Source organism: Streptosporangium sp. NBC_01469, from assembly GCF_036227305.1.
Classification (GTDB): domain Bacteria; phylum Actinomycetota; class Actinomycetes; order Streptosporangiales; family Streptosporangiaceae; genus Streptosporangium.
The window spans coordinates 5,372,481-5,387,264 of record NZ_CP109465.1; the positions used below are offsets into that span (position 1 = coordinate 5,372,481).

General features: G+C 71.1%; 10 protein-coding genes and 1 tRNA gene. 8 read left to right on the forward strand and 3 right to left on the reverse strand.

All coding sequences use genetic code 11. The features are described 5' to 3' along the window. Window positions 1–74: 74 nt before the first annotated feature. Window positions 75–1,424, reverse strand: coding sequence for an NAD(P)-binding domain-containing protein (locus OG587_RS23595; RefSeq protein ID WP_329093667.1), 1,350 nt, complete (start codon window positions 1,422–1,424; stop codon window positions 75–77). 73 nt (window positions 1,425–1,497) lie between these two features. Here OG587_RS23595 and OG587_RS23600 point away from each other — a divergent pair, with 73 nt between their 5' ends. The 3 genes from OG587_RS23600 to OG587_RS23610 are packed head-to-tail and all read left to right on the forward strand — an operon-like array spanning window position 1,498 to window position 4,245. Continuing rightward, on the forward strand, window positions 1,498–2,394 hold the full coding sequence (locus OG587_RS23600; protein WP_329093669.1) for a LysR family transcriptional regulator: 897 nt from the start codon (window positions 1,498–1,500) through the stop codon (window positions 2,392–2,394). Window positions 2,395–2,398: 4 nt separating this feature from the next. After that, window positions 2,399–3,418, forward strand: coding sequence for a chorismate-binding protein (locus OG587_RS23605; protein WP_329093670.1), 1,020 nt, complete (start codon window positions 2,399–2,401; stop codon window positions 3,416–3,418). After that, on the forward strand, window positions 3,415–4,245 hold the full coding sequence (locus tag OG587_RS23610; protein ID WP_329093672.1) for an aminotransferase class IV: 831 nt from the start codon (window positions 3,415–3,417) through the stop codon (window positions 4,243–4,245). Before OG587_RS23605 ends, OG587_RS23610 begins: the two co-directional genes overlap by 4 nt. Before the next feature lie 74 nt (window positions 4,246–4,319). Here OG587_RS23610 and OG587_RS23615 read toward each other — a convergent pair whose 3' ends face one another. Then, entirely contained in the window at window positions 4,320–5,771 is a 1,452-nt protein-coding gene (locus tag OG587_RS23615) for an LVIVD repeat-containing protein (protein WP_443075605.1), read from the reverse strand. A 46-nt stretch (window positions 5,772–5,817) separates the two neighbouring features. Between OG587_RS23615 and OG587_RS23620 the strand changes: the two genes are divergently transcribed. Continuing rightward, window positions 5,818–6,438, forward strand: coding sequence for a DUF305 domain-containing protein (locus OG587_RS23620; protein WP_329093675.1), 621 nt, complete (start codon window positions 5,818–5,820; stop codon window positions 6,436–6,438). A 30-nt stretch (window positions 6,439–6,468) separates the two neighbouring features. Here OG587_RS23620 and OG587_RS23625 read toward each other — a convergent pair whose 3' ends face one another. Beyond that, complete coding sequence (locus tag OG587_RS23625; protein ID WP_184547867.1) at window positions 6,469–6,885, reverse strand: SsgA family sporulation/cell division regulator; 417 nt, start codon at window positions 6,883–6,885, stop codon at window positions 6,469–6,471. A gap of 470 nt (window positions 6,886–7,355) precedes the next feature. Between OG587_RS23625 and OG587_RS23630 the strand changes: the two genes are divergently transcribed. The 4 genes from OG587_RS23630 (at window position 7,356) to OG587_RS23645 (ending at window position 14,042) form a co-directional block, all read left to right on the forward strand. Continuing rightward, window positions 7,356–7,427: transfer RNA gene (locus OG587_RS23630), tRNA-Val, on the forward strand. A gap of 866 nt (window positions 7,428–8,293) precedes the next feature. Then, window positions 8,294–9,274: a helix-turn-helix domain-containing protein gene (locus OG587_RS23635; protein WP_329093679.1), complete on the forward strand. Its 981-nt coding sequence runs from the start codon at window positions 8,294–8,296 to the stop codon at window positions 9,272–9,274. A 730-nt stretch (window positions 9,275–10,004) separates the two neighbouring features. After that, on the forward strand, window positions 10,005–11,024 hold the full coding sequence (locus tag OG587_RS23640) for a ParB/RepB/Spo0J family partition protein (RefSeq protein WP_329078857.1): 1,020 nt from the start codon (window positions 10,005–10,007) through the stop codon (window positions 11,022–11,024). 66 nt (window positions 11,025–11,090) lie between these two features. Next, window positions 11,091–14,042: a helix-turn-helix transcriptional regulator gene (locus OG587_RS23645; RefSeq protein ID WP_329078859.1), complete on the forward strand. Its 2,952-nt coding sequence runs from the start codon at window positions 11,091–11,093 to the stop codon at window positions 14,040–14,042. Window positions 14,043–14,784: the final 742 nt, after the last annotated feature.

Below are 14,784 nucleotides of genomic sequence, written 5' to 3' on the forward strand. Positions count from 1 at the left end.
CGCCGTCGCGGGCCGGACGGCGCGGTGATCCCGCCGCCACGGCCCGCCGACGAGAGCGGTGGGGGCGGTCGCCGTCACCGGTTCGCGGGGATGGCGGCGATCACCTCCACCTCGATGAGCAGACCCGGCCGGAACAGCCGCGAGACCTCCACGGTCGTGCTGGCCGGGGGTTCGCCGGTGATGAAACGCTTGCGAACGGCCCCGTACTCCTGCAGCCGCGACATGTCGGTCAGGTGGCTCCGGATGTGGGTCACGTCGTCGAACGTGCAGCCCTGGTCGGAGAGGACGCGTGACAGCAGGTCCATCACGTACTCGGACTGGCGCGTCATGTCCCCCTCGCCGACCACCTTCCCCTCCTCGTCCAGCGCCACCTGCCCCGAGACGAACAGCAGGCCCGCGGTTTTGGTGGCGTGGGAGTAGAGGCCGTTGGTGGCGGGAACCGTGGCCGGGTTCAGCCTCTCCACCGCGGTACGGCCCTCCGGCCCGTCCGGGTCTCCTGCCCCGGCTCTCCCGCTGTCCCTGACCGGCCTGGCGTCCACCTCCCGCCCCACCTTTCCCGCCTTCCCCACGTGAACCGGATGACCCGCGTCGCCTGTCCGGCCCGCCCCTGTGGGACCGGTCGCGGCGACGTGCGTGAAGATCGCTGAGAGGTCCGCCCCGCCGAGCCCGGCCGCCACCGCGCCCGCCAGCCTGGTCCCGGCCGCGGCGGCGAGCGTCTGGGTCCCGTGCGCGGCCAGTTCCACGTCCTTGGCCGCCAGGCCGAGGGCGTAGCGCGTCTCGTAGGGACCGCTCTCGACGGCCGGGCGGACCCGTTCGACGAGCGTCCCCAGCGGGGTGCCGCCGAGCACGTCCAGCAGGGCCGCGGTGTCCACTCCGGTCGCCCTCGCGTACGCGACGGTCTCGGCGAGCAGCACCTGGGCCGGCACCAGCGCGCCCATCACGGCCAGCTTCATCGCCGCGCCCGCGCCGGGGCCGCCGACCTCGCGCACCCGGCCGAACACCTCCAGCACCTTCCGGCAGCGGGCCAGATCCTCGGGCAGGCCCCCGGCCAGCACCGTCAAGGTGCCGTCCCCGGCCGGTCCCACGCTGCCCAGGACCGGCGCGTCGACCAGTCCCACCTCCGGGGGAAGCAGGTCACGCAGTCCGGCCACCGCCTCGGGCCCGATCGTCGACATCTCCGCGACCACCGTTCCGGCCCGCAGCCCCGGTGCGGCGTCCGCGAGCACCCGCCTCACCGCCGCGGGGTCGCTGAGCATCGTGACGACCAGTTCCGCGCCCGCCACGGCCTCGGCGGGCGAGGCAGCCAAGGCGGCCCCCTCGATCGCGCGGGGGGTGCGGTTCCACGTCGTCACCGCGTACCCGGCCCCCACCAGCCGCCGGGCCATCGGGACGCCCATGTGTCCCAGACCAAGAAAGGAAATCATGCGCTCCACGCTACGAACCGGGAAGGTATTCCACCAGCGACTAGATTGCATGTAAGCCATGCGAGGGAGGAATGTGTTCGACGTAGAAGCGTTGCGCCTGCTGGACACCGTGGCCCGTACCGGGTCGTTCACCGCGGCCGCCGCCAGGCTCAACTACACACAGTCGGCCGTGTCCCGCCGCATCGCCGCGCTCGAACACCGGGCGGGCGGCCCGCTGTTCGAGCGGCTGCCGCGCGGGGTGCGGCTCACGCCCGCAGGTGAGGCGCTGCACCATCACGCCCAGGTCGTCCTGAACCGGCTGACCAGGGCGGAGGAGGAACTGGCCGGGATCCACGGCGGCTACCGGGGACGATTGCGCGTGGGGGCGTTCGCCACCGCCAACGTCGCGCTCGTGCCGAACGCCCTGCGCGCGTTCCGCGAGGACTTCCCCGAGGTCGAGCTCGTCCCGATCGAGGGACCCAGCCGGAGCCTGCTGCGCCGCATGCGTGAGGGCGGCCTGGACGTCGCGGTGGTCAGCGACTACCCGTCCGAGCTGCCCGGCGAGGTGGGCGAGGGGGAGGTGGAGCTGGTCGAGCTGGCCGACGACGAGCTGTTCGTCGCGCTGCCTCGCGACCACCGGCTGGCGGCGGAGGAGATCGTCGACCTGCGCGAGCTGCGGGGGGAGACCTGGATCGAGGCGCCCCTGCCCGGCCGGGCCACCGCGCTCGCCGCGGCCTGCGCCCGCGCCGGGTTCGCGCCCCGCGCCACGGTCAGGATCGGCGAGTGGACGGGCAAGTTCGGGTTCGTCGCGGCCGGGCTCGGCGTCACGCTCGTGCCCGCCATCGCCGCGTACGCCGTACCGGCCGATCTGGTGCTCCGCTCTCTTGGCGACCTCGCCCCGCGCAGGACCGTCTACGCGGCTCTGCCGCCCGCGCCCCTGGCCGCCGCCCGCACCCTGGTGCGGCTGCTGGCCGGGCAAGCGGGACAATAGGGCGGTGCATGACTCTTTTGCGCATGTCACCGGATATCTGGCCACCGGTCTTCGGGACCTCACCACCGATCTCGCCGCGCTGGACGGCGAGGGGTGGTGGGCCGTCGTGATCGACTACGAGGGCAAGGTGACGTGCGCCAGGTTCGGCGACGTCCGCCGGGCCCCGCTGCCCGTGCCGAGCGGCCCCTGGCGCGGGCCGCACCCGTCGTCGTGGCACAGCTCTCTCGACCGGGCCGCGTACGAGGACGGCGTGCGGCGTATCCGCGCCCACATCGAGCGGGGCGAGGTCTACCAGGCCAACCTGTGCCGGGTGCTGAGCGCGCCGCTCCCGGCGGGGAAGGAGCCGGACCCGCTGGCCCTGGCCGTACGGCTGGCGGAGGGCAACCCCGCCCCCCACGCCGCCACGGTGAGCCTGCCGGGGCTGAGCGTCGTGTCGGCCTCCCCGGAGCTCTTCCTGTCCAGGGACGGCGACGTGGTCGAGTCCAGGCCGATCAAGGGGACCGGGGTCACCGCGGGAGACCTGCTGGAGAAGGACTACGCGGAGAACGTGATGATCGTCGATCTCGTCCGCAACGACCTGGGCAGGGTCGCCGCGGTCGGTTCGGTGAGCGTGCCCGCCCTGTGCGAGGTGGAGGAGCACCCCGGTCTCGTGCACCTGGTCTCCACGGTCCGGGCGCGGCTCGCGCCGGAGTACGGGTGGCCGGAGCTGCTCTCCGCGACCTTCCCGCCGGGGTCGGTGACCGGGGCCCCGAAATCCTCCGCCCTGCGGATCATCGATGAGCTCGAACCCGAGCCGCGCGGGCCCTACTGTGGGACCGTGGGCTGGGTCGACGCCGATCGGCGGCGGGCGTCGCTGGCGGTGGGGATCCGCACGTTCTGGCTGTCGTCCGACGAGATCCGCTTCGGTACGGGCGCGGGCATAACCTGGGGTAGCGATCCGCGACGCGAGTGGGACGAGACCGAGCTGAAGGCCTCCCGGCTCATCGCGCTGGCATCAACATCAGGTTCAGAAGGAGTCGCATGAACGTACCTATATGGCTTAACGGGACACTTATCTCTCCGGATGAGGCCGTTGTTTCGGTGTTCGATCACGGCCTGATGGTCGGTGACGGGGTGTTCGAGACCATCAAGTGCGTGAACGGCGTCACGTTCGCGCTCACCCGCCATCTCGACCGGCTCACGCTCTCGGCACGGCGGATGGACCTGCCCGACCCCGACGTGGACGCGATCGCCGACGGGATCCGCGCCTGCCTGGCCGAGGCCCCGCCCTGGAAGCTCGGCCGCGTCCGCGTCACCTACACCAGCGGCCCGGGGCCGCTCGGCTCCGACCGGGGCGACCAGGGGTGCACGACCGTGGTGATCGTCGACGAGCAGAAGCCGTTCCCGGCCACCGCCGACGTCACCGTCGTGCCCTGGCCGCGCAACGAGCGCGGCGCGCTCGCCGGGGTGAAGAGCACCTCCTACGGCGACAACGCCAAGGCGCTGTTCTACGCCAAGGCGAGGGGCGGCGGCGAGGCGATCTTCGAGAACCTCGCGGGCGACCTCTGCGAGGGCACCGGCAGCAACGTCTTCGTCGTACGCGACGGGCGGCTGCTCACCCCCACGCTCGCCTCGGGCTGCCTGGCCGGGGTCACCCGCGCGCTCGCCCTGGAGTGGTGTGGGGGCGCCGAGGAGGACGTCCCGCTCTCGGCCCTGTACGAGGCCGAGGAGGCGTTCCTGACCTCCACCACCCGCGACATCCAGCCGATCCGGGCGGTCGACCAGACCGTGCTGCCCGCCGCGCCCGGCCCGATCACCGCCAAGGCGATGCAGGTCTTCGCCGAGCGCTCCGCCGCCGACCTCGATCCCTGAGCCCTGTTCTCCCGGGCTCCGGTCCATTCCCGTTCCCGGTGAGGGCACGCCCTCACCGGGAACGGGCCCGCGGGCTAGTAGGAGACCTGGGTCTGCGCGTTCAGCTCCTTGATCCTGACCTTGGAGGCCGGATCGGTGAGCGGGTTGTCGATGCGGAGCACGTCCAGGCCCTTGGTGATGTCACTCGAGTAGATGTGGCCGTTGTAGTAGTACGCCGACCAGGAGCCGCCGACCCCGGGGATCGGGCCCCGCTCGAAGAAGCCGATCTCCCGGGGCTCGGTCGCGTCGGTGAAGTCCCAGACGGACACCCCGCCCTGGTACCACGACTGGACCATGATGTCCTTGCCCGGCACCGGCAGCAGCGACCCGTTGTGCGCGACGCAGTTCTCGTCGGACGCCTGCTCCCTCGGGATCTTGAAGTAGCCGCGGAGCTTGAGCCTGCGGTCCTTGCCGAGGTCGTACACCGCGTTGGCGCCCTTGGTCTTCGGGGTGTTGGCGTCGCAGGTCGCGCTGACGCCGCCGCCCAGCTCGTCGCCGAAGACGACCTTGGTGGCGTCGTTGTTGAACGTCGCCGAGTGCCAGATGGCGAAGTTCTCCTTGTCGCTCACGTGCTGGAGCACCTTGGGGTTGACCCGGTCGGCGATGTCCAGCAGGATCCCGTCGCCGAAGCAGGCGGCGGCGGCGAGGTTCTTCTCCGGGTAGACCGTGAGGTCGTGGCAGCCGCCGACGCCCCCCTCGACGGGCTTGTCGGAGAGCACCGGCTTCGAGACCACCTTGGCGGTCTCCGGCGCCTTGACCGGCACCTCGACCACGGAGATCTTGTTGTGCGGCGCCGGGCAGGTCGTCGACTCCGGCTCCGGGCCGGGGGAGGAGATGTAGAGGTAGACCTTGTCCGAGGTCTTGCCGGGGACCAGCGTGTGGGTGTGCGAGCCGCAGTCGGTGCGGACCGCCGAGACGAACCTGGGGTGACTCTTGTCCGAGATGTCGAAGATCCGGATGCCCTCGAAGCCGTCCGACTCCGGCTCGCCGCGCTGGGCGTCGCACTCCGGGCCGCTCCGGACCGAGTCGATCGACAGGAACAGCAGGTCCCCGCTCACCGAGACGTCGTTCTGCTCGCCGGGGCAGAGCACCCGGCTGACCACCGAGGGACTCGACGGGTCGGAGATGTCGAAGACGGTGAAACCGTCGAAGTTGCCGGTGAACGCGTAGTCGCCCTGGAAGGCCAGGTCGGTGCCCCACGACTGGGGCCCGTCGAGCGGGGCGCCGGGAGGCACGTTGGCCAGGTGGGTGATGTTGTCGCTGTGGGTGCCGTCCCCCGAGATCCCGGGCGCGGGGGTTTCCTCCGTCTGTCCCGAGGCGCTCGGGCTCTCCGCCGGGGCGGATGGAGGCGCCGAGGCGGCGGCGGACGGTGGCGAGGCCGAGGGGGTCGGGTCCGCCCCGCACCCGGCCACGAGAAGTAGCGCGGCCAGCCCGAATGTCACGATCGGTCGCACGGTGCCCCCATTACGTCGGTCCACTTGCCCCATTATTGAAGCTATGCGGAGGATGCGTGTGCCGAGTCAGGTTATCGCGATGATCATCGTGGCATCGGTTCTCGGCGGATGCGCGGAGACCGCACCGGAGCGATCGGCCCCGCTCGTCGCCGAATCCGGCGCACCTGTGATCATCCCGGGTGGCCCGGGGGAGGGGGGCCGTACGGCGAGGCCGGGCGAGAACCTGGGGGAGTCCGAGGCGCGCGTCACCGCGGCCGACGTGAGGTTCGCCGAGGGCATGATCCCGCACCACCGGCAGGCGCTGGAGATGGCGGCGCTGGTGCCGTCCCGGTCGTCCTCGCCGGTCCTGCGCAGGCTCGCCGAGCGGATCACCGCCGCGCAGCGGCCGGAGATCGCGGCCATGACCTCGTGGCTGAAGGCGGCCGGACGGACTCCGGGCGAGCACGGCGGGTACGGCGGCCACGACGACCACACTCTCCCGCTGGAGGAGATGAACCGGCTCAGGGCCGCCAGGGGGGCGGCCTTCGACACGCTTTTTCTGACCCTCATGATCACTCATCACGAGGCGGCGGTCACGATGGCCGGGCTTCAGCTGCGCGAGGGCGCCGACCGGGCCATGCTGGCCACCGCCAAGGACGTCGTGGCGGGTCAGGGCATCGAGATCGCCCGGATGCGGGACCTGCTCAAGCCCGGGGTGTGACCCGGCTCGGCCGATCCCGCCGGGAACCCGTCAGGAACTCCAGAGCATGTTGCTGAGCTCGGCGTCCAGATCCATGAAGTCGGTCTCGCGACCGGCGGGGACCAGCTCGTACGTCCGGTGCAGGAACTCCGTGAGCGGAGCCAGCGGCACCTCGAACAGGGCCTGCCCGAACGGCGACGTGAGGCTTATGTGCAGCGTGCGCTCGCCGTCGGCGCGCGCCGGCCACACCTGGACGTCCCCGTCGCCGACCCGCCGCACGATGCCGACCGTCAGCAGCTCGCGGGCGAAGATCCACTCGACCGGTTCGTCGTTTCCGACGTGGAAGGCCATCCTGATCGCGTACGGATCCCCGGCCGTATAGCTGAGCCCGGCGAGCAGGGGGACGGTGGTACGGTCGGGGACCACAAGCCGAAGGCCTAGCTCGGCAGAGACGGTGGCGCTGTTCATCGTCAGCCAAACCTTTTTCGTCGTCGGTCCCCTCTGCGGGGCTTTCACTGCTCTCACTGCTCTGAACGGCTTCGTCCCTCGCGAGCTATCACGCGGAACAAAGAAACCTGTAGGAAAGATTCCGCCTCCACGCCCTTCTGTAACACACATCACAGCGCGACATTTGGGCATCTACCTGGCTAAACATCACCAACAGGGCCGTATTTGCAAGGGTTTTGCGTCTCGTTTTGGTCACCGTCGACTCCCCGGCGGGGCGTCTCGGGTGATTCGGGTCGAGCGCGGGTCGTTCGGTGCTTCTACGGATCAGGACGATGCTATGACACCGTAGCCCCCCGCCGGATGCATCCTCAGACCTTTGCCTCCCGACCGTGTCGTCTTTCAAGATCATTGAGTGGCGGATACCGCTTCGCGAGTGCTCCCGGATTGCTGTATGGTTTTCCACGTCGGCACCGTGAGGGGCCGCACAGGGCGGGCGATTAGCTCAGCGGGAGAGCGCTTCGTTCACACCGAAGAGGTCACTGGTTCGATCCCAGTATCGCCCACACTAGCAAGAAGCAGGTCAGAGCCCCTCGGTTGACACCAACCGAGGGGCTTTCGTCTGTCCATGGGGCCGCGCGACCAACCGGGCGACCACGCCTCTTCGGCGGTGCCCGGAAGGTCCGATCCATCGCCGGCGAACGTTGCCCGCGTTCAAAGCCGTTCCGCGTGGTGAACACACGAGCACGCTCCTTCCGGGTGGCGCCGGCTTTCTCGCGGAGGGCGGCTTGCCGCTTCCGGTGAAGCCGTGGCGAGTCCATGCACCGCTTCGGCATGGCCGGGGTCCGCCGCGACTTGCGGGTCTGATGTCGCCCCGGCCCGAACGGAGCGCCACATCATGACCGAGGGAGGTGCGGGCGGGACCGTGTCCGGCTTGCCCTCCGGATCCACGTGCAACCAGGTGAGCGCCCTGAGTTCCTCGGTGCGCGCCCCGGGAGACGGGGACGGCGGGGCGGGTAGGCGTGCGGACTCGTTCCCTCCGCTGGGGCCGGCACAGCCTCCGCCCGGTCGAGTGTGGGCGACTCGGAAGGGTGCCCCTCCGGTCCCTTCGGGACTTCGCAGAGTAGAACCACCGCCATATGAGGATCACTCGGTGGCGGTGCTCGACGTGGTGCGCCCGCGACGCCTGGGCGATCCCGATGTTGTCCTCGCTGTCCGCGGGCGCAGGCGCCGATCTTCGATCGCATCGTCACAGGGACGGATCGCTTACCGATCGGTCGGCCCCGTCGAATGCGAGCGTCAATAGGTATCTAAGGACGCCTGAATAGGCGACTATGCTGCCGTTGGATCGCAAGTCACAATATGTCCGACAAATATTGACTCCTATTGAAAGCTGCAGGGCAGCCGGGTGCCTTGGGGGTAATGGATGCTGGTGACCGAGTTCACTACGGAGGTTGTGGCGGCACCGGAGCGGTTCGCGCTGTGGCAGGAAGTCGCAGCACAGTCGCATATGCCCAACCGGCACCGCAGCAACGACCACGATGACTTCCGCGCCAGGATGCGCATCATGGACTTGGGGTCGTTACAGGTGTCCGCGCTGGCCTATCCGCATCTGGAGATCGCGCGGACGGCGAAGGTGATACGGCAGGCCGATCCGGAGGCGTACCAGATCAACTACTTTCTCGCCGGGGGCGCGGCCATCTCCCACGGCGGACGTGACACGGTGTTGTGCGCCGGTGACTTCGTGGTGGTGGACAGCAGTCGCGCCTTCCACGCCGACGTCCAGGCTCTCCCGGACGGCTGGTCGGGTCTGGTCGTGCAGTGTCCTCGCGGGGTGCTGCCGCTACCGGAGAAGGCGATGCGGAATCTGCTGGGTGTCCCCATCGACGGGCGCCGCGGCATGGGCGGGGTACTGGCCCGCTGGCTGACCGACCTCAACGCACGTGCCGGTGAGTTCACCCCGGCCGACGTCCCCACCCTGGCTCAGGTCACCCGGGACCTCCTGGCCTCCGTCTTCGCCGTCTGCGTGGACGCCGAGGACGCCATACCCCCAGAGATCCACAGACATGCCCTGAAGCGGCGCATCGACGCCTTCATCGAGCAGCATCTCGGCGAACCGGCCCTCACCCCCGACACCATCGCCACCGCCCACGGGATCTCCGCCCGCCATCTGTACACCCTCTTCGAGGAGGAGGGCCGCACCGTGGCCGCCTGGATCCGCGAACGCCGCCTGGAACACTGCCGCCGCGACCTCGCCGATCCCTCTCTCCGCAGCCGCTCCATCCACGCCATCGCCACACGCTGGGGCTTCATCAACAAGGCCCACTTCAGCCGCGCCTTCCGCGCCCGCTACGACATGACCCCCAGCGACTACAGACACGCCCTCCCGCACGCCATGGCCGTGCAGAAATGATCAACAGGCGTGCAAGGAGAGTCAACGACAAAACAAGCGCTGGAACGCAGACTTTCCGCAGGAGCCACGCGGTGGCCCACCTCGCGGAAGGAGATCCATGCGTATTCGTCATGTCCTCGCAACCGCTGCCGGCGCGATGGTCGCGGAATGCAGTTGAACGTATCCGACAGGACGCAGGAGATTCGTAGCGGCACGTCCGGCACGACCGCTCGGTTGGATACCCACGCGCCGGGCGGCCTGGCGGAGCCCGGCAGCCGAAGGAACGACGACGGTGCCCGCTGAGGCGAGCGCCGCCGGGCGGGGGCCCTCGTCGTGGCCGGTGAGCACCTCGCATGCCGGATGTGGGATCACTGTCCGGCCAGGGCCCCTTACGGGGTCGGGGTAGACGCCGATATCCGCTCACCGCCGGTCAAGGATCCCTGTGATCTCCTCGGGCGCCCGGTCGTCGTCGATCCGGATGTTCGCCCCGCGCGAGTACGCGCGGTTCCACGACCGGCACCGAGCCCATCGAGCCCATCGAGCCCTGATCCTGGCGGCCCCGCCGCGTACCGTCCCGGATCCGAAGCGAATCGCCGGCCTGCGCGTACATCCCCTACGGGACGGAGAGGGCGGGCCGGTGAGGTCCAGGAGGGAACGTTGGTCGGCCCGGTGCGGCAATGGGAAGCGAAAAGGCTTCGTCGGATGGGAAAATACATTGGTTAACCAGACCGTGGAAACGGCCTCGTCGCGTGTGAACCGGACCCGGGAAGAAGCGCTGGGGGAGGACTACCACTCCAGGCTCTCGGGAATCGAGACGGTGCCCGTCCGCTCGCTGCGCTCGGCGGACACGCCGCGGAGCGCGGGGGAGAACCTGGAGCACGTACGTCTGCTCTCCAGGCTGGAGGCCGTACTGCCACCGGTGATCGTGCACCGGACCACCATGCGGGTCGTGGACGGGATGCACCGGCTGCGGGCAGCGGTGTTGCGCGGTGACGAGAGCATGCGCGTGCGGTTCTTCGACGGCGACGAGCGTGATGCCTTCGTGGTCGCGGTCAAGGAGAACGTCGCTCACGGCCTGCCGCTGTCGGCCGCCGACCGCGCCGCGGCCGCCGACCGGATCGTGCGGTCGCACCCCTCCTGGTCCGACAGGGCGATCGCGGGAGTCGCCGGATTGTCCGCCCGGACGGTGAGCGACATCCGTCGTACGGCATTTCCCCAAGGCGCCCGGATCGAGGCACGGCTGGGGCGCGACGGACGGGTCCGTCCGCTGGACAGTTCCGCCGGGCGGATACGCGCGGCCGAACTGATCGCGGAAGAGCCGCAGGCCTCGCTCCGTCAGATCGCACAGCAGTCCGGGATCTCGCCGAGCACGGTACGGGACGTCCGTGAGCGTCTGAGGCGAGGAGAGGACCCCTTGCCGAACTCGCTGCGGTCCGCCGCCGCGCCACCCGTGCCAACCACTCAGAACCAGACGGATGCTTCGAGTGTCCCGCTTCCGGGTATCGCGACCGGGCCTCGCCCGGGGTCGAAGCACGGCCGCAGCCAGACAACGGCGCTGAGCATCCTGATCAAAGATCCATCTATCCGGTCCAGGGAGCGTGGCCGACTCCTCCTCCGGATGCTCGGCGCGAGCGCCTGCCTCACGCCGAGCCGGGAGCAGCTTATCGACGCGGTTCCCGAGCACTGTGTCGACCTCGTCTGCCAGGTGGCCAAGGAGTTCGCCGCGGCCTGGGCGAAGTTCGCCGAGGACCTTGAAGTCAGGGTGAAATGACGCCCGGATGAGGGTCCTTGTCTCCGCCACGGGGGTTCTGTCGGTGACCGGTGGCATCCTGGGGACGTGAGAGCCCACACGGTAAGCCCCCTGTTCGTCGGCCGCGCGGACGAGCTCGCCATCCTGGAGGGCGCCCTCGCCAGGGCGCGCTCGGGGGCGGCCTCGACCGTGTTCGTCGGGGGCGAGGCCGGTGTCGGCAAGACCAGGCTCATCCGTGAGTTCGCCACCCGGGCCGACGCCACGGTGCTCATCGGCGGGTGCCTGGAGCTGGGCACCGAAGGCCTTCCCTTCGCCCCCTTCACCGCGGTGCTGCGCGGGCTCGCCCGCGACCTCGGGCACGACGGGGTCGCCGCGCTGCTGCCCGGCGGGTCCACGCGGGGGCTGGCCCGGCTGCTACCGGAGTTCGGCGAGCCGGAGCGGGAGGGCGCCGAGGCGCGCGCCCGGCTCTTCGAGCAGGTCCTGGGCCTGCTGGAGCGGCTCGCCGAGACCCGGCCGACGGTCCTGGTCATCGAGGACGCCCACTGGGCCGACCGCTCCACCCGCGACCTGCTGTCGTTCCTCGTCCGCTACCAGCGCACCGACGCCCGCCTGCTGACCCTGGTCACCTACCGGGCCGACGAGCTCCACCGCACGCACCCCCTGCGCCCGCTGCTGGCCGAGCTGAGCCGGGTCGACTGGGTCACCCGGCTCGACCTGCGCAGGCTGAGCCGCCGGGAGGTGGACCAGCAGGCCGCGAGCATCCTCGACGGCGGGCCGGTCGCCGACCTCGACCTGGTCTACGCGCGCAGCGAGGGAAACCCGCTGTTCGTCGAGGCGCTGCTCAGCGGCGGCGAGGGCGAGACGCTGCCCGACTCGCTGCGCGACCTGCTGCTGGCCAGCGTCGAGCGCCTGCCGGAGGAGACCCAGGAGCTGATGCGGCTGGCCGCCGCCGGCGGGGCGAGGATCGAGCACGCGATGCTCTCGGCCGTCGCCGGGGCCGACGAGGGCGAGCTCTCCCGGCTGCTGCGCCCGGCGGTGGCGGGCAACGTGCTCGTGGTCGACGGCGAGACGTACGCCTTCAGGCACGCCCTCATCCGCGAGGCCGTCCACGACGACCTGCTGCCCGGCGAGCGCACCCGCCTGCACACCCGTTTCGCCGAGGCCCTGGAGGTCAATCCCGGCATCCTGCCCGCCCCTCGGGGCGCCATCGAGCTCGCCCACCACTGGCACGCCGCGCACAACTCCCTCTGGGCGCTGATCAGCGCGTGGCACGCGGCCGCCGCCGCCAGGAAGACGGCGGCCTACGACGAGCAGCTGCGGATGCTGACCAGGGTGCTCGAGCTGTGGGAGGCGGTGCCCGACGCCGCGGAGCGGATCGCGGCCGACCACGTCGACGTGCTCCGGCAGGCCGTCACCGTGGCACACCTGGCGGGGGAGTTCGAGCGGGGCATCTCCCTCGCCAGGGCGGCCCTGCGGGAGATCGACACCGCGACCGACCCGATCCGCGCGGCCCGGCTGCTGCGGCAGCGCGGGCTCGTCAGGTACGACCTCGGCAGGGCCGGGTTCGTGGAGGATCTCCGCGCCGCCGCCGCGCTCGTTCCCGCCGAGCCGCCGACCTCCCTGCGCGCCCAGGTCCTGGAGAACCTGGCGCGCGTGCTCGGCCACCCCCGCGACCGGGCGGAGAAGGAGGCGACGGCCGAGGAGGCGATGCGCATCGCCCAGGAGGTGGGCGACGCCGACGCCGAGGCCCACGCGCTCGTCACGCTCACCTGGGCGAGCTGCCGTTACTCCCAGACGGAGGACCGGCTCGCCGCGTTCGCGCGGGCGCGGGAGATCGCGGGCCGGGCCGGCACCTACCACGCGCTGATGCGGGCGGTCATCTTCGAGTCCGACGCCCTGGAGGGGGCCGGACGGCACGAGCAGGCCGCGGAGGTCGCCCGCCGAGGCGTCGCCGACGCCGAGGTCTACGGCCTGGCCCGCACGTCCGGGGCCTTCCTGGCGATCAACCTCGCCGAGCCCCTGGTCTCGCTGGGCCGCTGGGACGAGGCGTCCGAGGTGGTCGAGCACGCCCTGGAGGTCACCCCGCCGCCGCCCTACCGCGCGAGCCTGCAGGGGCTGGTCACCGACATCGCGCTGGCACGCGGCGACCTCGACCGGGCCGGGTCGCTCTTCCAGGCCTCCCGGGCCGCGCTCGCCCCGGGCACCCACAGGGACCAGACGGTCCTGCCCCAGCTGCGCAGGGAGATCGAGCTGCTGGTGGCGCGCGGCCGGGACGACGAGGCGTCCGCGCTCGTCGGGCGGACCCTGGACGAGCACGACCTGGAGACCACTCCCCGCTACGTGTGGCCACTCCTCCGCGCCTGCCTGCCGGTGGCGGTGTCCTCGCCGTCCCCGCTGTCCCCGCTGTCCTCGTCACTCTCGTCCCCGCCGTCGCCCTCGCCCTCGCCGTCCTCCTCGCCGGTGCTGTCCCGGCTGCGCGCCGTGGCGGAGAAGCTTGGCGTGGAGGGGGAGCTCCAGCGGGCGCACAGCCTCACCTTCGAGGCCGAGGCCGCCCAGGCGGAAGGAGCGCCCGACCGGGAGGCGTGGAGGGCGGCCGTCGCCGCCTGGGCCGCGCTCCGCCAGCCCTACGCCGAGGCCCGCGCCCTGCTCGGCGTGGCACGGGCCGCCGTCGCGGCGGGGGAGCGCGACGAGGCCGCCCTGGGACTGCCCCGGGCTGCGGAGCTCGCCGCCCGCCTCGGGGCCTCGCCGCTGGCCGCCGAGATCGGCTCCCTCGCCAGGCGGGCCCGGATCACGCTCCCGGGCGAGCCCGTTTCCGCGGAACCGGTCCCTGGGGAGGCGGGGTTCGGGCTCACCGCGCGCGAGCACGAGGTGCTGGGCCTGGTGGCGGCCGGCCGCAGCAACCGCGAGATAGCCGGTGAGCTGTTCATCTCGGCGAAGACCGTCAGCGTGCACGTCTCCAACATCCTCGCCAAGCTGGGCGCCGCCTCGCGCGGTGAGGCGGCGGCCACGGCACACCGGCTGCGCCTGTTCGAGCGGTGACGCGCCACTGCGTTTCAAGCAGCTATCCCTTAAGCCACATATTTCAGGCTAAATAGTCCAAAGCCGCATTTTTTATTGATGTCCGGGTGTGCGGCCCTGAGGTGCGCGTCCCCGGGGATGTCCTCCGGAGGCCCCGGCGGTCGCATCGCGGGCTGTGCCGGCGCGGGCCCGCGGAGCCCGTTTCCCCGCTCCCGCCATGCAAGCCGTGTGGTCCGGGCGTGTTTCCGGGACGTTTCGCCGCGCCCCGTCCGGCACCGGACCCCCTCCTCGTCCCGCCCCGCGCGACGCTCCCGGGAGGGGTGGGGAACGTCCTCACGCACCGGTCCGGGCGGCGGCCCGAAGGCCGCCGCAGCAGGCGAATCGGCCGGATCGCACTTGGGGCCGCGGGTCAAAGCAAGCCACCTTTCTCGACCCGTTGACTCGGCCGTAGCACGTATGTAACATTTGGCCATCGCGATGCAAAAATATTGCAAAGTCCTGTTAAATTCTCTCTGTTCTCCGCAACTTCTGGCAGTGATGTGCTGCGCCTGCACACCCGCCCCACCCCTCCGGAGAGGCCCCAGGTGATGTCGTTCTCGGCATTGCGCGGTCGGTCGCCGCCCTGGCGGCCCCGGTTGCGACACTCATCGCCCCCCGCTCGTCCCCCACGCCGACGCTGACCGGCAGCCAGCCGGTAACCGGCCGGTGCAGCCACCGAGGCCCACGCCCGTCAGAGCGTCCCGCGCCGCCGTCGCGGCCGGTC